Below are 16,809 nucleotides of genomic sequence, written 5' to 3'. Positions count from 1 at the left end.
TTTTGTGTTATGTGAGAGCGAGGCCGCCTCTCAGAGCGTTTTCGATACGCTGAAATCGGCCCAGACGTGGTTTTTCATCCTGCCCTCGCCGTCCTCGTTCGGGTCGTACTCGCGCCAGAAATCGCTGTCGAGCGTACGGGCATAGTACAGCCCGGCGGCGAAGACCGTGCCGCTGTAATCCTTGAAAAAGCCGAGCCGAAGTCCCGTGTCGCTGAATCCCTCAGCGTCGGCATAGGCGTTGTTGTAATACCCGATCCAGGCGGACAAGGTGACTGCGGAGTCATCGGTCTTCGCGAATTCCTGCGCCAACGAGAACTTGACGTAGTAATCCTCATCCTGCGGGGTCTCGGCGGCGCTTTCTTTTACGTAATAATCATAATAGAAATCGACGCGCGGATTGAGCGCCGTCTTGAGCCCTATGCCGAGGGTTCCCTCAATGAATGCCGGATTAATTGCTGCGGAATTATTGTCGTCATAAAAAGGATACTGGGCGTAAACGATGCCGAAGTTGAGCGACGCGAGGTCTCCGAGGTGCTTCGCTAACGATGCGCCGTAATCGACTTCGTGCGAGGGGCGTATCGCCTTGCGGTCGCCGCTGGTGCCGGCATACAAATAGTCAGCGTTGAGCCCGGCGGCCACGAGAAACGACAGGCCGGTGTCGCCAAGCACCAGGCCCACGGACGGCCAGAGCACGCCGGAACCCTTGCCGTTAAGCTCGACACCGCGCCACCAGTAGGTGCTCGCGTAGCTGAGACCCACCGGTATTTTCAAAAACGATACGCCTTCTTCAGCGTGCGCCTTCCCCGGCGCGACGCCTGCCGCAAGCAGTGCAAGTGCGGCCAGGCACGATAACAGTCTTGCTTTCATCATGATAACTCACCTCTTATTCCAGTTTGTATTAAACGATGTTTCGAAATTTCTATCCCGGCGCTACGAAACAATGACCGTACCCTTGGTATAAGCCCTAAAATCGGGGCCACGCAGGCTTTTTACGGCACCACGCGGCCCCGGATTTTATGGAACTAACCGATCGCCTCGCCGCCGGTCTCGCCGGTACGCACGCGAATGCACTCCTCGAGCGGTACGACGAATATCTTTCCATCGCCGATTTTCCCGGTACGCGCGCCCTTTATGATCGCCTCGATCGCCGGCTTTACGAAATCATCGTTTACGGCGATCTCGAAACGGGCCTTGTCGAGCAGGTTGACCTCGGTGGTCGCTCCGCGATAGGACTCCGTGTACCCGCCCTGGGCGCCGCAGCCGATTACGCTCGAGACGGTCATCTTCCCGACCTTCGCCGCGGCGAGCGCTTCCTTTACATCGGTCAGCTTCTCGGGTTGCACAACTGCTATTATCAGCTTCATGCTGCTTCCTCCTTAATTTGTTGGAACGCGTTACTTTGTCAGGAATCCCTGGAAGTCGGGATATGCCTTCATGCCGTGCTCGCCGAGGTCGAGGCCGGCTATTTCCTCTTCGCGCGAAACCCTCATCCCCATGACGAGGCGGATGATGTACCACACGGCAAAGGCGAGGGAGAAAGTGAACGCACCCACGGCCAGGGCTCCGACCGCCTGCGCTCCGAGCAGCTTGAGCCCGCCGCCGAAGAAGAGCCCGTTTCCGGTTGCCGTGCCCGCGATGCCGTCCTGGGCGAAGAGGCCGACGGCAAGCGTGCCGAAGACGCCGTTTACCAGGTGGACCGAAAGCGCGCCGACCGGGTCGTCGATTTTAAGCCTGTCGAACATCATGACTGCGAGGACCACCAGCACGCCGGCTGCAAGCCCTATGACGGCCGATGAACCCACGCTTACGAAGGCGCAGGGAGCGGTTATGGCGACCAGGCCCGCGAGCGCGCCGTTGATGATCATGGAGAGATCGGGCTTCCTCTGGATTACCCACGACATGAGAGTGGAACTGAGGATTGCAGTCGAGGCTGCGGTATTGGTGGTAACGGCGACATGCGCGATCGCGCTGCCATCGCCGACCGCCATTGTCGAACCGGGGTTGAACCCGAACCATCCGAACCAGAGGATGAGCCCACCCAGCGTCACCATGGACATGTTATGTCCGAAGATCGGGTTGACCGATCCGTCCGCGCGGTACTTGCCGAGCCGTGGGCCGAGAAGAAGAACCCCGGCGAGCGCCGACCAGCCGCCTACCGAGTGGACCACGGTCGATCCGGCGAAGTCGAACATACCGAGCGATGCGAGCCAGCCTCCGCCCCAGATCCAGTGACCGGTAAACGGGTATATGATGCCGACCAGTATAAGCGAGAAGAAGATGAACGATGGAAACCTGATGCGCTCGGCCACGGCGCCCGAGACGATAGTGGCCGCGGTTCCGGCGAAGACGAGCTGGAAGAAAAACTTGGCCCACAGCGGAACGCCCGTCCAGTTGATGGCGGCATAGGCCCCCTTGTAGACGTCGCCGATCGCCGGGCTGTTGTCGGCCCCGCCCACGAAGAAGACCCCCTCGAGCCCCATGAAGGGATTGCCGTTTCCGAACATGAGTCCCCAGCCGATCGCGTAAAACGACAGCGAGGCGATGGCGAAGACAATGAAGTTTTTTGCCAGGATGTTGACCGCGTTTTTCGCGCGGGACAATCCGGACTCGACCATGGCGAAGCCAAGGTTCATGAAAAAGACGAGAAACGCCGCGAAAAGCACCCATACGGTGTCCATGCCGACCGCGATGGATGCCTTAAGGGCGTCGAGCGCCTCCCGGGTAACGGCCGCGGGTGCGTTCTCCGCGGCGAATGCGGCTGTCGCTGACGCGCCGATGAACAGCGCGAGCGCCAGAATTCCTGATAACTTTCTCATAAGCCCTCCGGAATAGTGGAAAATGTTAACCTGCCGGTATAGGAGCATAAACCGTACCGAATTTCGCGGCGGACGTGGAGGGAAGGGGGAAATCGGATCAGACCCCGCGGGCGGGCGTGAATTTAACATGGCCGTAACGGGTCGTTATCTGATATTACGGGTATGGATGGCCTTCGACTTGATTTTTCGGGCGGCTAACGGCGGTCGCGGGGACTGAAGCATGATGCCTGGCAGTGCGCGACACAATTCCGCACCCCCTGGCGGGTGTGCGGTACAGATTTGTGTCGCAAGAATAGGAAACGGATCGTCCTGTTAAAGCGGGCTGCCTTCGGAAATCGGCGGGGTATCCCCGTCTCCGCGATACTCGTGCACCCAGGGGCCGCGTTTCAGCTTGTGGCGGAAGTTGGTGGAATCGTCTTCTATTATCTTTTCGAGGTAGGCGATCTGGCGCTCTATGGCCTCGAGATACAGATTTGTATCGACCCCGTGGCGATGTTTGAAATGGTGCTGGGAATAAATATGAATGTTCATGTAAGATTCAGTCAGCCGTTTCTTCGTTATCTGATAGAAGTCGACGGTTTTGCGGAGCAGGTCGAATTCCGTGTTGAAGCCGGCTATTCCGGCTTCCTTGAATTCATAATACAGAAAGAGCAGCTTTTCAAGGTAGGAGCGATCCGACATCTGGCCCAGGATGTCCGCCGTCCCTAAAACGCACCCCGCGTACCGTTCCGTGTCGGATTCGAAAGGTATGGTGTCGAGGTCCACGCTGAGTCCCGTGCAGCGGATCGTGTTGATGATCATCCTGATGGAATCATCGCCGAAGCGAAACGCGTCGCGGTTCCTCTGGAGAAAGTTTACACTGCGCTCTACGTGCGTGGAGGTGTATTTCGCGCCGGTCCCCTCCGTGTCCCACGATTCCTGGATATACCCTGTATCGTGCAGCAGGGCGGCGCAGAACAGGTTGACGGCGAGCGGGGCCGGAAAGGGAGGGTTCTGGATGTTGAATCCGTCGACGATCCGGGCCGAGGCGAGGAGCGCGTCCATGGTGTGCGCCAGATTGTGATATTCGGTGTTGCATGCGCGATAACCGGGGTATTTACCCACAAAGAGGTCCCTGGCGAGCCGGGCGCCACGGGCCACCGGGGCAAAGGCGCGGGCGGAATAATGGCGGCAGAATATATTCTTAACCTCGGCCACGATCGTCGCGGGCTTCTGTGACGCCAGCAGGCTCGAGAGTTGGGGGCCATCCTCCCGATGTGTCATGATACTCCTCCTTGATCTGCGGGGCACACCTACCCGGGCGCGCTCCATACCTTGCGCCGCGGGAAAAACATTATGAAGGAAGGCCGCCTTTGGCCCCGAGTCCAGAATTACACGAATCCATTCAATGCCGATCGGGAAGCAATCCGTTATCGAAAATGAGGTAATTGCATTAATAGTGCAAAGAATTCAGAAAAGTGCAAAATTTTTATTTTTTTCTTTGAGCAACACCCTTTCCGAGGGCGTTCAACCCCTGTTATCGAGCATCAGGCCGAAATTGAGGTTTCTGCCCGAGTGCCCCGCGCGGTGGCTGAAGAAAAGGTCGCGCTCCTCGAGCGTGCAGTGTGCCGCGGTCAGTATGCGGTCGGGCCATATTCCCCGGCGGACCAGCGACATCCGGATGCTGCCGGGCAGATCGAGGAGTATGAGGCCGTCTTTCCGCGTAACATGTCCGGGGAAATAAGAGGCGACGTCATCGTTGACGGTGTACGAACCGGGCCCAATGCCGGGCAGGATGAAAACGGCAAGATTGTCCGGGCTGGAGCCGTAGCGCCGCTGCATGCGTTCGACGAGCCTTCCGGCGATGTCGAGCCGGCAGCCTCGCCAGCCCGAGTGGACCGCTCCCAGCACGCGGCGGACATCATCGTATATGAAGACCGGCACGCAGTCGGCTGTGCGTATCACCAGGCATACCCCGGAAAGCGCGGTGACCATGCCGTCGGCGTCCGCCATCGTGTGGGGATCGGCCGCGGTAACGGCCTCGACCTCGACAATTTCGTCGCCGTGCACCTGGTTGAGCATGCGGATTTTCCATGCCGGTACACCGACTTGAGCGTTGAGGAGCTCCCTCTCTTCGCGTCGTATACGGTCGGCACCCGCCGAATAATCGATCGGGTTGGCGGGTTTTGCGGCGATGCCGATCTCAACGCCGGCCGGGGCCGGTATCCTGAAAATTCCGTTTTGCAGCGTCAGCGTCATCGTGGATTGCACCATCCTTACCAGGGCCCTCCGCGAGCGCGTCGATGTATCGGTGTTTCCGGTCGATCGGCGCACCGGGCACGGGCCGGCGGTTTCGCCTACAGCGGTATATCGTAACGCCTTCTCCTTGAAAATCCGGATATTGAGCGGTATCCGGCCTTCCTTGCGGCCTCCGCCGCGCGTGCAAACTCGTATGCCACCTCGTCAGGATTATGGGCGTCGGAGCCCAGGGCGAGCGGAACCCCCTCGTCGAAAAGAATGGAGAGGATCGAACCAGAGGGGTACATCTCGCCCGCCGGCTTTCGAAGCCCGGAGGTGTTGATCTCGATGGCGACGTCCCGCGCGGCGCACTCACCGGCGATCCGACGCACCATTGCGCTATGATCCGCCCTGGCGCGATGTCCGAATTTTTTTACGAGATCGAAGTGTCCGACTATGTTGAAGGCGCCCGCGGCGATAAGGGAGCTCAATATGGCGAAATAATCGTCATATACCGAGTCAATGTCCCTGTGGTCGAATCCGTGCAGGTGGTCCAGATTGTCGAAGCCCCAGCCGTCGATGAAGTGGCATGAGCCGATGAGATAATCGATGCGGCCGTCCGTAAGGTAGCGCCGGTCGAAGCTGTCATGAAAGGGAAAGTCGACCTCCATCGCCGTTCTGACAACGATGGCGTCGCCGTGCCGCCCGCGTGCCGCCTCGACGAGCGAAAGATACTCCTCCACCTGTTCCGGGAGCATGGTGATCCCCTCGCGAAGACCCGCGGGAAGCGGCGCGTGATCCGAGAACCCGATCTCGGAAAGCCCGGCGCGCACGGCGGCGCGGATGAAATCATCGGGGCTCCCTTCGGCGTGCCCGCAGAGGGGAGTGTGCGTGTGATAATCGGCAAGTCCTTTCAATAGCCGTTCCGCGAATAGAAAAATGAGATCTCGTCGATCTGGCTCGATATGCCGGGCGCTTCGGAACGATCGCGACGTATGAAAAATTTGTCGATCCGCGTGTCGTCCGACCGGGACACGATGGACAGCACGTACCACAGCGGAGGTATACGGATTCCGTCCCGGGTGGACCACTCCGCGGGAAGTCCGCCGGAAGCGAAGGATTCGGCTATTTCGAAGGACAGGAATTCCGCGTATTCGCCGAAACGTGAATTGTCGATCGCGAAAAGGCAGGGATGGTGCAGATAAAAAACGAGTATGGCTCGTTGTCGCAGATAAAGGGCCATCAGCTCCGTTTCGCCCTCTTCGATGTGGCGCGGGCGGAGAACTATCTTTTCGACGTTCTCAAGGTCGCTTTTGCGCGGATACAGGGAGAGCAGGTAGCGCATATAGTCCGGCCCCCTGAGTATCGCGCGGCTGCCGTGACAGGTCCGTCGCGGATAGATGATTTCCACGGTGGCCGAGTTGCGCCTGAAACGGTCCCTCACGTACAGGGGGTCGAAGCGCGCGCGGAGAAGGTTGTCGATGTCAATTGAGAGGTCCTCCTCAATCTCCCCGGTCGACTGCTCGACGGGGAGGCCCGCCCGGGGATCAACGTCCCTGTAATATTCGCGTATATCGAACATGCTGATTAATGTAGCGAACGATCGGCCCGATACAACCTTTTTTCAACGTCACCCGGAAAAATATGGAAGGACCCGTCCCATTACGGGGGGCGGTACAAAAAAGGACGATTCCGGGAGGAATCGTCAACCGTTAGAATGGTTAAGGCCCGGCGGGGAATATGGTTTCCGCTTTCATATAAAAATTACTTGTTATAAAACACTATTCTGAGTGTGGTATACTGGATCGTGTGCTTTATTTAAGGGATACCACCGCGAAATATGGTGATATCGGGTATTGCCGGTTTTATGTCCGCTCCGCGGATACTATCTGAAGCAGGTAAGACGGCGGATTTCATGTTCGATGTCCTTTTTATCACTACACTGGCCCTGTTTATCGTCACGTCGGCGCTGTGCATCTTCTCGCTCCATAGCGATGACGAAAGGCACCGGCACAGGGCGAAAGGCGTTCTGCTCACCGCCATCGCGGCATTTTTCGCGCTGGGTGCGGTTCGCTTTTATTTCACTACCGACGATGGGGTCGTGAGAGGGGCGTTTACGATCTGGGGGTATTTTTACCTTCTCACGCTCGCGCTCGTGGTTCTTCTCGTTTATCTTTATTTTTCGCGCTGGAAGGCCCAGTGGTGGTCGTTCACCACGCTCGCGGTCCCTTTCATCACCCTGGTGCTCATCATCTCGATCCCTTTTCTTGATTCAGCCAGGAGAATCACGGTCGATACCGGGCACTGGCTGCTCCCGCTCCACATCGTTATCGCGATCCTGGGGGAGATCTTCTTTTTCCTGAGCTTCATCGGTTCGGTGCTGTATCTGCTGATGGAATGGCAGTTGAAGAAAAAGGCCTCGATGCGCTTCGTCTTCCGCCTTCCCACCCTGGAGTCCATTGAAAAATTCAACAGGTGGGCGATCGCACGCGCATTTCTGCTGCTTTCGCTCGGGCTTGTCTCCGGGGCTTTCGTCGCGTACGCGGTATTCGCCACGCCGTTTCAGGGAAGCCCCAAGGAGATCATCCTTTACGCGTCGTGGGCGGTAATTCTGGGCCTTTTCTGGCTGCGCCACGGCGGGCGGCTAAATCCACACAGGGCGAGCCAGCTCAACGTGCTCCTCTTTGTCGTGCTGATGTTCATCTTTATGTTTTCCAATATCTACATCACTATGGGGTTCCACGGCTTCAAATGAAAGAGAGTATGAACAGGCCCGAGATCGGACTTGTCGGGCTGAGCCATAAGACGGCGCCCGTTGACATCCGCGAGCGGTTTACGCTTGGCGACGAGGCGCTTCCCGGCTTCTTCGAAAAGACCTGCGCCGAGGGGGTCGACGAAATCGTCTATCTCTCCACTTGCAACCGGGTGGAGATATACTTCGTTACGCGCGATATGAATATGGCGGTCGAATCGGTGCTCGGCGTCCTGGAGGATGTTTCCCTGCTTCACAGGGAAACATTCGAGTCGTCTCTCTATAAAAAATATTCGCGCGAGGCGGTGCTCCATCTGTTGTCGGTGGCCTCGTCGCTCGATTCCATGGTGCTGGGGGAAAACGAGATATTCTTCCAGGTGAAGAACTGTTACGGCAAGTCGGTGCGTGCGGGGAGGGCCGGCGCCGTGCTCAACCGGCTGTTTCATCAGGCCTTTCGCACGGCAAAGCGCGTGCGCACCGAGACCGATATATCGAAGAACCCGATTTCCATCGCATATATAGCGACCGAGCTTGCGCGCAAGATCTTCGACGACCTCTCATGCCAGAGGGCGCTGCTGCTCGGGGCCGGGGAGATGGGCGAGCTCATCCTGAAGTATTTTACCAAGTTCAACATCGGCGAGATAACCATCGCCAACCGCTCGCTCGCCAACGCTGAACGGATTGCAAAGGAAGTCAACCGCGAGGCGCGCATCGTACCGATCGAAGACCTGGCGTCGGCGGCACAGGGCGTGGATATCGTCATCGCCTCGGCGTCCTCTCCGCAGTTCCTCGTAACGACCGAGATGATGAGATCGATAGCGAAAAAGCGCGGAAGCAGCCCGATTTTCCTGATCGACATCGCCGTTCCACGGAACGTCGATCCGGAGGTGGGGAAGCTCAACAACGTTTTTCTGTATAATATCGACGACCTCAAGTCGATCTCCGACGAAAATCTGAAGCACCGGTTGGGGGATCTCGACACCGCAAAGGGATTCATCCGCCTGGACGCGGACGAGTTTTACGAATGGTACGAGGGGCTTGCCGTGGTCCCGGCGATCGTTAAAATGCGAAACGAATTCGAGGCGATCCGCAGCGGCGAGCTTGAGCGCTACCGCCGGCGGGGGCTCAAGCACCTTTCGGATGATGACTTCCGCATGGTCGAGGACCTCACGCGGCAGATCATGACCAAGACGCTGCACAATCCGATCGCCTATCTCAAGCGCTACCAGACGCAGGCGAAGGGGCATCACGACCGGGAAGCCCGCCACGGACCCGGAGAGGCGGCGCGCATAATCGAGGATCTCTTCAAGAAATGAAGACTGCGGCCGACACGCTCAGGCTCGTATTCTGGGAGCTTACGAAGCGGTGCAACCTGCGATGCGCGCACTGCCGCGCGGAGGCGGACGATTCGCTGTTCTCGGGCGAGCTCGATACGGCATCGGCGCTTGGTGTCGTTGATGAGATCGCCGCCTTCGCAAGCCCCATCCTTGTGCTCACCGGGGGCGAACCGCTGTACAGGGCGGACCTTTTCGAGATCGCCCGGTATGCCGGGGCGAAGGGCCTGCGGACCGCGCTCGCGACCAACGGGACGCTGATCGACGGGCGCGTCGCACGCGCAATCCGGGAGGCGGGGTTCGGCCGGGCGAGTATCTCGATCGACGGTTCAAGCGCCGCTTCGCACGACGGTTTCCGCGGCATTCCCGGGTCCTTCGACCTGGCCCTCGCCGGCGCGCGTCTTCTCCGCGAGGAAGGTGTCGAGTTCCAGCTCAACACCACCATCACCCGGCGGAACGTGGACGAGATCGAGGACGTGCTCCGGCTTACGGAGGAACGCGGCGCAAAGGCGCTCCACGTCTTCATGCTGGTGCCGGTGGGCTGCGGCGTGGAGATCGCCGAAAGCGACATGCTCTCGCGGGAGAAGTACGAGGAGGTCCTCGTCTGGCTGTATCACCGCACCAAGGACGCTCCCTTCGAGTTCAAGGCGACCTGCGCCCCGCATTACTACCGTATCATGCGCCAGGAGGCGAAAAAGGAGGGCCGCACGATAAGCTTCGAGATCGATGGAATGGCGGCGATGACGCGCGGGTGCCTTGCCGGCGGCGGGGTGTGTTTCATCTCGCACAGGGGCGACGTCCAGCCCTGCGGCTACCTTCCGCTTGTTGCGGGTAACGTGCGCGACAAGCAGCTGGGCGGGATATGGCGCGAGTCGGACCTGTTCGGTAAATTACGGAAAATTGACGACCTTGGCGGCAAGTGCGGCCTGTGCGAGTACCGCGCCTTCTGCGCGGGCTGCCGCGCGCGCGCGTATTATGAAACGGGGGACTGCATGGCCGAGGAGCCGTACTGCGTGTACGAGCCGAAGAGGGCGAAAGCTAAAACATGACACGGTTTACCCGCACCGAGGAACGCATCATCAACCGCATACAGGAAGACATCCCGCTTGCGCTGGAGCCCTTCCGGCTTGTCGCCGATGAGCTTTCGCTTGCCGAGGATGATCTCCTGGAAACGGTTGCGCGCCTCAAGGCGAAGCGGGTCGTGCGTAATATATCGGCCATATTCAACGCGCACCGGCTCGGCTATCATTCGAGCCTGGTGGCCTTCTGTGTCGCCGAAAGGGATGTTGAGGGCGCGGTGGAGATCGTCAACGCGCATCCCGGGGTAAGCCACAACTACCTGCGGGACCACCGGTTCAACATCTGGTTTACTCTGGCGGTGGACGGGGCGACCTCAATCGAGGAGACCGCCGCGGTCCTGGCGCGTCACTGCCGCGCGACGGACCACCTGATCCTCCGGAATGAAAAGCTCTACAAGATAGGATTTATGCTCAGGATGGGGGATGACGCTGCGGACGATGCGGAGGACGGAGACCCGGCGCAGATGAACGGCGCCGATCCCGCGCACGGGGGCGGAATGTACCCGCTGACCGACGAGGAGCGTGAGGCGGTGCTCCTGCTTCAGACGGACCTTCCCATCACGTCGAGGCCGTTCGAAACGATAGTCGGGGACGCGAAAAGCCCCATGAGCGCCGAAAGGCTCGTAACCATCGGCGAGGGCCTGAAACTAAAGGGAATCATGCGACGGTATGCCGCAGTGCTCAAACACTACAACGCCGGCTACGGCGCGAACGCCATGACCGCATGGAAGATCGGCGCGGGGCGGACCGAAGACCGGGTGATGCCGGTGTTCCTGTCCTCGAAAAGCATATCGCATCTCTACCGTCGGACGCTCCACCCCGGGCGATGGGAGCACCCGCTCTTCGCGATGATCCACGCACGGAGCGATGAGGAACTCGATGGCATCATCGCCGCCCTCGAGGAGAAGTCGGGGCTGAGGGACTATCTGGTGCTGAAGAGCCTGCGCGAGTTTAAAAAGAAGCGCGTTGCGTATTTTTCACCGGCCTTCGACGTGTGGAATGAGGAGAACATGCAGTGATCGATATAGGAAAGCTTTACTGCGACGGGTCGTCCACGGGCGACGGCCTGCGTTACGGGACCGAGGCGCCGTCGGACGCTCACGGCAACGCGCCGCACCGGCGCGAGGTGCTGGCGAGCGAACGGCGCCCCATCGTGGTATGGAGCACAACGCGCAGTTGCAACCTCAACTGCGTGCACTGCTATACCGACTCGGCCAACGTGAAGTACGGCGGCGAACTCGATACCGGCGAGGGGAAGAAGCTCATTGACGATCTCGCGTCGTTTCGCGTGCCCTCGCTCCTCTTCTCGGGCGGCGAACCGCTCATGCGGAGGGACCTGTTTCGCCTCATCGAACACGCCTCGAGCGCCGGCATTCGCCCTGTCATCTCGACCAACGGCACGCTGATCGACCGCGAGGCCGCGCACTCGATCAGGAACGCCGGCGTCACCTACGTCGGCATAAGCCTGGATGGCATGGAGGAGGTGAACGACCGGTTTCGCGGCATGAAGGGCTCCTTTTCGAAGGCCATGAAGGGCTTCGAGCACTGCATCGCCGTGGGGCAGCGGGTGGGCCTGCGCCTTACGCTCACCCGGCGCAATTACGAGGACCTGGACGGAATCTTCGATTTCATAGAGCGCGAGAGGATCAGCCGCGCCTGCTTTTATCATCTCGTCTATTCAGGCAGGGGCGGGAACCTCTACGGCGACGACCTCACCCACGCCGAAAGCCGCCGCGCCATGGACATCCTTTTGCGACGCACGAAGGACTATTTCGAGCGAGGGCTCGATATCAATATCCTGACCGTGGACAACCATGCCGACGGCGTATACATCTATCTCCGGCTTCTGGAGTCCGATCCGGCGAAGGCCGAAAAGGTGCGCGCGCTTCTGGCCTGGAACGGCGGCGGGGCGCATTCGACCGGGGTCGGCATCGGCAACATCGACTTCGTCGGCAATGTTCATCCCGACCAGTTCTGGCAGGACTACACGCTTGGGAACGTCCGGGAGCGGTGCTTCGGCGACATCTGGATGGATGAAAGCGACCCGCTGATGCGCGGGCTCAAGCGCAAGGCCGAGTACATCAAGGGGCGCTGCAGGCTGTGCGCGCATCGTCCGCTCTGCACCGGCGCGATGCGCGTGCGCGCCTTCCGCGCCTACAACGATCCGTGGGCGCCCGATCCGCAGTGCTACATCACCGACGATGAGATCGGGCTCTCCGGCGAAAAACTAAGGGAGCTTCGCGAGTGCGGCGAAGAGTTTCCGGTGCCAATGGAGCTTGCGGGTCGATGAAACTCTACCCGGTTCTTCTTAATATCGAGGACAGGCTCGCCGTGGTGGTGGGCGGTGGCGAAGTTGCGCTTCGAAAGGTGCTCGACCTCATCGACGCAGGCGCCCGCGTGAAGGTCGTTTCGACGCGCATGCATTTCGACCTCGAGGAGGCGGCGCGTGCGAACGCAGAAATACTGAGCCTCCAGCGGCGCGAGTATCGCGACGGCGATCTCGATGGCGCCGCGCTTGTCTTCGCGGCCACCGACAGCGCCGCCGTCAACAGGGCCGTGTTCGATGAGGCCGGACGGCGCGGCATCTTCATCAATTCCGCCGACGATCCGCCGAACTGCTCATTTTATCTTCCCTCGGCCGTTCGCAGGGGGGATTTCCTTATGGCCATCTCCACGAGCGGGGCATCGCCGGCCTACGCGGCGAGGCTTCGACGCGCGCTCGAGAAGGTACTTCCGGAGGATATCGGAGATATTCTCGCCGCGCTTCGTGAGGCGCGCCGCATTCTTCAGGAGGACGACGCCTTCGGCGATCTGGATTTCTCAGCGCGCGGCGAACTTCTTAAAGGCATCGTCGCCGACGACGCTCTTTTGGAGCGGTGCGCGCGGGCGTTCCGGGAGGGAGCGCTTGCGGGGTTCCTCTGCGAGATGCTTGAGAACAGGGCGCGTTGATCGTGGAATCGGAACGCGGATCATGGAGAAAAGGGCGGCTTCGGCAGTCAGCGGAAATTTAGACAGCCGATAAACTCGTCATTGAAATCGGTGCGCGCGGAGAGCTCGACGACTCGGATCTCGTCGCGAAGCGTGCGGCACCGCCGGATGAACGCGGGATCGACGCACGAACGCTCGGCCGCCGCCAGGCTTGTGTTGCCGAGGAACCGGTACCGGGCGCCCGGAAAATCGGGCAGAAAGCCAAGCAGGCGGAAGCTGTCGATGTCGAGGTTCTCTCCGAGGGCTCCGGCGATGAGGACATGGTCGATTCGCCCGGCGTCGTACGAAGCGTCTTTCAGAAGCAGGCGCGCGGCGGCAAGACTTGCTCCTCTGGCGAGCTGGATGTTGCGAATGTCCTTCTGGGTGATCGCGATGCCATAGCCAAGCAGGCAGACTGAAGTGCCGTTTCGAGTTACGACGCGGCCCCTGAATATCGCGGACGCCTCCGCCGCGGCGCGGTTGATCGCGCCGTTGTAGCCCACAACCCCCTCCCGCAGCATGATCGCCAGCGCGTCGATAATGCCGGTGCCGCTGATTCCCACGGGAGCGCCGCCGCCGATGACCGCAGGCTTCAGACTTCCGTTCTCGACGGTGAAATGATTGATCGCGCCCTCGTCGGCCGTCATGCCGGAGGAGATGTTCATCCCTTCGAGCGCCGGCCCCATGGCGCAGGAGGTGGCGTGGATGGTGCCGGCCCCATCGCGTAAAAACATCTCCCCGTTGGTGCCGATGTCGATGAAGAACACGTTTCGTTGAAGCCCCATGAGGTCCGATATGGCGAGTCCACCCACGAGGTCCCCGCCGAGAAATGCCGAGGCCGATGGAAGCGCCGCGATGCGGGCCGAGGGGAACAGGTCCTTGATGGAGTCATAACGGTCGTAATCGAGTTCGCTTGCGGTGTAGGGGTGTGTGCCGAGCGGCCGCACGTCGATGCCGAGGAAAAGATGCGTCATGGTGGTGTTGCCCGAGACGACCAGGAGTCCGATCTCATCCGGATGCATGCCGCCCCCGGCAAGGCCGGAGCGTACGGATGCGGCAACCGCACCGCGGATAACGCGCGTCAGAGATTCGCGGATTGCAGGGTCGGCGGATGCGGCGATGCGCCCGATGATATCGTGGCCATGGCGCCGCTGCGGGTTGAGAAACGATCCGAGCGGATACGTCGCGCCGTCCGCACGTTCCACAAGCGTTAGCTGAACCATCGTTGTTCCGATATCGAGCGCGACGGCCGGATCGCGCAGGCGCGGGGGCGGCGGTTTCCCCGGGCGGGCGACAGCCTTTGCCGCGGGTACATGTACCTCCATGTCGCCCACGATTGCGGTGCGGCACGCAAGACGCGAGAGCGGTTCCGAGGGGAAGAACCCGTCCTCGGCGGCGGAGCGCCCGGGCGCGCCCGATTCGATCAGCACGCCGCATTTGCCGCAAACGCCCTTGCCGCCGCAGGGCGTGCGCAGGAAGGCCCCCATGTCCTCGAGCGCGTCGATGAGCGGCGTGCCTTTTTCGAATTCGCGGGACTCGCCGCCGGGTCGAAGCGTTAAAAGTGGCTTTTTCATTACCGTGGGTTGTTGCATGCGCGAGCGGCAAAATCAAACGATTTTTCGCCCGCCGGCCGGTGTCTCATTCGAGCGTTTTCGGGACGCGGGTTTTTTAATTGCTTTTTAATCCCAAACTTTTATAAATAGCTACCATCACGTCACCGAGGCGCTCCCGGCACAGGGCATTTATGGACGATTTCACCATCATTTCGTATCCTGGAACCAGAGACGAGTCACTTCTTTCCCTGGCGGAGGAACGCTCGAAATACCTGATGCCCTTCGGGGGGCGGTTCCGCATCGTCGATTTTACCATACGAAATTCAGCCTCGTCGCTCGCGCGCCACACCATCATCTACAACAATTATGAGGACGGCCTTGAATCGTATGTTGAGAATTACGGGCCGTTTAAGGACAAGAAATTCCCCGCCATAAAGGTCGTTTCGCGCGGGTACTCCGACGCCAAGTTCTGCTACAACCTGGTGATGGACAGCAATACGGATTACTATATCATCTATAACGGCGACAATCCGTCGATCATCGATTTCTCCGAGCTCATCGACAAATACAAGAAAAAGAAAAAAGCAGGGGCGATGCTCTTCAGCATGAAGACGTCGAGCAAAGAGTCGATGGCATACACCATCCTCATCACCAATCAGAAGAGCCTTCTCTCCGTCATCAACGAGGCGATGGACGAAGGCAGGCGCGCGCCCAATCTTTTCGAGATGATAATCAACTCGCTCATCAACAGGGGCATACGCCGGGAGGTGCTCAGCGCGCATTACTGGCCCATCAAAAACATCCCGGATTACTATCGTTTCAACATGACACTGATGAGGAACCAGGACCTCTTCAGGCGCGTTTTCGACGACCCGGTGATGAAGGCATTCATACCCGGAGAGGGTTTCGCATTTCTCGGAAAGCACGCAAAGGTGGCCGGCTCCTTCGTGAGCGACAGCTGTGTCATCAGGGGAACGGTGCAGAACTCCATCATTTTTCCCGGTGTCGAAATCGATGAAAAGGCGACGGTAAAGGACTCGATCGTGCTTCCCTTCAACCGGATCGGCGCGGGCGCGCATATCGTCAAATCGGTCATCGACGAACGGACGCCCCCGAAAAAGGACACTCCGGCGGATAACCGGTTAACGATCGGGAGCCGCTGTCATGTGGGCTCCGAGCACGACCAACTGAAGAACAAGGACTTCCCCAGGTCGCTCTTCCAGAGCATAACGCTCATCGGCAAGGATTCGAGTGTCCCGGACGGCGCCCGCGTCGGCGGGGCGTGTTACGTATCGTCGGGCCGCGGGGTCGAGTTCTTCGCCAAAAGCAGGTATCTCTATGACGGCTTGTCGGTCGTATAATGAAATTTTACCGGGCAGCTTCGCTCCATTCCGTCGCGACCAACCCGTTGTGGCTGTTGGCACAGGGGACGCCCCATGTTCATTCCCTATAAGGATGATAATTCAACCGGTCGCTTCGCGGTCGTGACCTTCCTTCTCATACTCGCCAGTTGCGCCGCTTTCGCCTACCAGGTTTTCGCCCCGGATGGCTTCGAGGCGGTTACGTCCCGGTACGCGTTCAATCCGGCCTCCTTCGCCGGAGGAACCGGCGGTTCCCTGTCCCTGACGACAGGGTCGCTTCTTTCTCTTTTTTCGTATATGTTCTGCCACGGCGGGTTTTCGCACATAGGGTTTAATATGCTGTTCCTCTGGATATTCGGCAATAATGTGGAAGACCGCATGACGCGCGGCGGGTTCCTCCTGTTCTACCTGATAACGGGGGCCATTGCCGCGCTTGCCTTCGCGGCCCACTCTCCGGGAGCCGATGTACCGCTGGTGGGCGCATCCGGCGCCGTATCGGGAGTGCTTGGCGCGTATCTGTTCATGTTTCCCTTTGCGCGAATCCACGTGTGGATGCTCTTCTTCACGATGCGGATGCAGGCGCTCTTTTTCCTGCCCGTATGGTTCCTTTTGCAAGTGTCCGGATTCCGCGGGGGGGCGGACAGCATCGCGTGGATCAGCCATATCGCGGGGTTCGTCGCGGGTGCTCTGCTGTTCAGGCTGTTTACCGTGGATTGAAGATGATGCGGGC

The 16,809-nt window shown here is 59.7% G+C and carries 16 protein-coding genes; 8 read left to right on the top strand and 8 right to left on the bottom strand.

Annotation, left to right across the window (positions count from 1 at the left end; translation table 11 throughout):
* Positions 1–30: 30 nt before the first annotated feature.
* From VLM75_10395 to VLM75_10365, 7 genes are all read right to left on the bottom strand, one after another.
* Positions 31–870 carry a hypothetical protein gene (locus VLM75_10395; GenBank protein HSV97328.1) on the bottom strand — a complete coding sequence of 280 codons (840 nt, stop codon included), beginning with the start codon at positions 868–870 and terminating at the stop codon, positions 31–33.
* Positions 871–1,022: 152 nt separating this feature from the next.
* Positions 1,023–1,364, bottom strand: a complete 342-nt coding sequence (locus tag VLM75_10390; protein ID HSV97327.1) for a P-II family nitrogen regulator — start codon at positions 1,362–1,364, stop codon at positions 1,023–1,025.
* A gap of 30 nt (positions 1,365–1,394) precedes the next feature.
* Positions 1,395–2,816, bottom strand: a complete 1,422-nt coding sequence (locus VLM75_10385) for an ammonium transporter (GenBank protein HSV97326.1) — start codon at positions 2,814–2,816, stop codon at positions 1,395–1,397.
* 312 nt (positions 2,817–3,128) lie between these two features.
* Positions 3,129–4,079, bottom strand: a complete 951-nt coding sequence (locus VLM75_10380) for a hypothetical protein (protein ID HSV97325.1) — start codon at positions 4,077–4,079, stop codon at positions 3,129–3,131.
* A 243-nt stretch (positions 4,080–4,322) separates the two neighbouring features.
* Positions 4,323–5,054: a polyphenol oxidase family protein gene (locus tag VLM75_10375; protein ID HSV97324.1), complete on the bottom strand. Its 732-nt coding sequence runs from the start codon at positions 5,052–5,054 to the stop codon at positions 4,323–4,325.
* Between the two features lie 98 nt (positions 5,055–5,152).
* Entirely contained in the window at positions 5,153–5,950 is a 798-nt protein-coding gene (locus tag VLM75_10370) for a histidinol-phosphatase HisJ family protein (GenBank protein ID HSV97323.1), read from the bottom strand.
* Positions 5,947–6,615 (bottom strand): hypothetical protein, encoded by a 669-nt coding sequence (locus tag VLM75_10365; protein HSV97322.1) that lies wholly within the window; start codon positions 6,613–6,615, stop codon positions 5,947–5,949. Before VLM75_10365 ends, VLM75_10370 begins: the two co-directional genes overlap by 4 nt.
* A 333-nt stretch (positions 6,616–6,948) precedes the next feature.
* Between VLM75_10365 and ccsA the strand changes: the two genes are divergently transcribed.
* Genes ccsA through VLM75_10335 form a run of 6 tightly spaced genes read left to right on the top strand, consistent with a single transcriptional unit; the run spans position 6,949 to position 13,147 of the window.
* On the top strand, positions 6,949–7,788 hold the full coding sequence (gene ccsA / locus VLM75_10360; protein ID HSV97321.1) for a cytochrome c biogenesis protein CcsA: 840 nt from the start codon (positions 6,949–6,951) through the stop codon (positions 7,786–7,788).
* An 8-nt stretch (positions 7,789–7,796) separates the two neighbouring features.
* Positions 7,797–9,101 (top strand): glutamyl-tRNA reductase, encoded by a 1,305-nt coding sequence (gene hemA / locus VLM75_10355; protein HSV97320.1) that lies wholly within the window; start codon positions 7,797–7,799, stop codon positions 9,099–9,101.
* Entirely contained in the window at positions 9,098–10,168 is a 1,071-nt protein-coding gene (locus tag VLM75_10350; GenBank protein HSV97319.1) for a radical SAM protein, read from the top strand. Before hemA ends, VLM75_10350 begins: the two co-directional genes overlap by 4 nt.
* Positions 10,165–11,217, top strand: a complete 1,053-nt coding sequence (locus VLM75_10345) for an Lrp/AsnC family transcriptional regulator (protein HSV97318.1) — start codon at positions 10,165–10,167, stop codon at positions 11,215–11,217. The genes VLM75_10350 and VLM75_10345 overlap by 4 nt, the downstream gene beginning before the upstream one ends.
* A complete protein-coding gene (locus tag VLM75_10340; GenBank protein ID HSV97317.1) occupies positions 11,214–12,488 on the top strand; it encodes a radical SAM protein in 1,275 nt (424 codons plus the stop codon). The genes VLM75_10345 and VLM75_10340 overlap by 4 nt, the downstream gene beginning before the upstream one ends.
* Entirely contained in the window at positions 12,485–13,147 is a 663-nt protein-coding gene (locus VLM75_10335) for a bifunctional precorrin-2 dehydrogenase/sirohydrochlorin ferrochelatase (GenBank protein HSV97316.1), read from the top strand. Before VLM75_10340 ends, VLM75_10335 begins: the two co-directional genes overlap by 4 nt.
* Positions 13,148–13,194: 47 nt before the next feature.
* On the opposite strand, the gene VLM75_10330 is transcribed toward VLM75_10335, so the two are convergent.
* Positions 13,195–14,739: an ASKHA domain-containing protein gene (locus VLM75_10330; GenBank protein HSV97315.1), complete on the bottom strand. Its 1,545-nt coding sequence runs from the start codon at positions 14,737–14,739 to the stop codon at positions 13,195–13,197.
* 170 nt (positions 14,740–14,909) lie between these two features.
* Here VLM75_10330 and VLM75_10325 point away from each other — a divergent pair, with 170 nt between their 5' ends.
* Positions 14,910–16,079 (top strand): sugar phosphate nucleotidyltransferase, encoded by a 1,170-nt coding sequence (locus VLM75_10325; GenBank protein ID HSV97314.1) that lies wholly within the window; start codon positions 14,910–14,912, stop codon positions 16,077–16,079.
* A 75-nt stretch (positions 16,080–16,154) separates the two neighbouring features.
* Positions 16,155–16,796 (top strand): rhomboid family intramembrane serine protease, encoded by a 642-nt coding sequence (locus VLM75_10320; GenBank protein ID HSV97313.1) that lies wholly within the window; start codon positions 16,155–16,157, stop codon positions 16,794–16,796.
* The last annotated feature ends 13 nt before the right edge of the window (positions 16,797–16,809 follow it).

It is taken from the genome of Spirochaetota bacterium (assembly GCA_035477215.1).
GTDB lineage: Bacteria > Spirochaetota > UBA4802 > UBA4802 > UBA5368 > MVZN01.
The sequence above is the reverse complement of the archived record's forward strand: the minus strand, read 5'-3'. Positions and strand labels throughout refer to the sequence as shown.

Bases quoted from the DNA above. Each gene is read 5' to 3' on its own strand.
- VLM75_10350 (HSV97319.1), top strand. From the start codon at position 9,098: ATGAAGACTGCGGCCGACACGCTCAGGCTCGTATTCTGGGAGCTTACG.
- VLM75_10385 (HSV97326.1), bottom strand. From the start codon at position 2,816: ATGAGAAAGTTATCAGGAATTCTGGCGCTCGCGCTGTTCATCGGCGCG.
- VLM75_10380 (HSV97325.1), bottom strand. From the start codon at position 4,079: ATGACACATCGGGAGGATGGCCCCCAACTCTCGAGCCTGCTGGCGTCA.
- VLM75_10330 (HSV97315.1), bottom strand. From the start codon at position 14,739: ATGAAAAAGCCACTTTTAACGCTTCGACCCGGCGGCGAGTCCCGCGAA.
- VLM75_10320 (HSV97313.1), top strand. From the start codon at position 16,155: ATGTTCATTCCCTATAAGGATGATAATTCAACCGGTCGCTTCGCGGTC.
- VLM75_10375 (HSV97324.1), bottom strand. From the start codon at position 5,054: ATGACGCTGACGCTGCAAAACGGAATTTTCAGGATACCGGCCCCGGCC.
- VLM75_10345 (HSV97318.1), top strand. From the start codon at position 10,165: ATGACACGGTTTACCCGCACCGAGGAACGCATCATCAACCGCATACAG.
- VLM75_10395 (HSV97328.1), bottom strand. From the start codon at position 870: ATGATGAAAGCAAGACTGTTATCGTGCCTGGCCGCACTTGCACTGCTT.
- ccsA (HSV97321.1), top strand. From the start codon at position 6,949: ATGTTCGATGTCCTTTTTATCACTACACTGGCCCTGTTTATCGTCACG.
- VLM75_10390 (HSV97327.1), bottom strand. From the start codon at position 1,364: ATGAAGCTGATAATAGCAGTTGTGCAACCCGAGAAGCTGACCGATGTA.
- VLM75_10325 (HSV97314.1), top strand. From the start codon at position 14,910: ATGGACGATTTCACCATCATTTCGTATCCTGGAACCAGAGACGAGTCA.
- VLM75_10335 (HSV97316.1), top strand. From the start codon at position 12,485: ATGAAACTCTACCCGGTTCTTCTTAATATCGAGGACAGGCTCGCCGTG.
- hemA (HSV97320.1), top strand. From the start codon at position 7,797: ATGAACAGGCCCGAGATCGGACTTGTCGGGCTGAGCCATAAGACGGCG.
- VLM75_10365 (HSV97322.1), bottom strand. From the start codon at position 6,615: ATGTTCGATATACGCGAATATTACAGGGACGTTGATCCCCGGGCGGGC.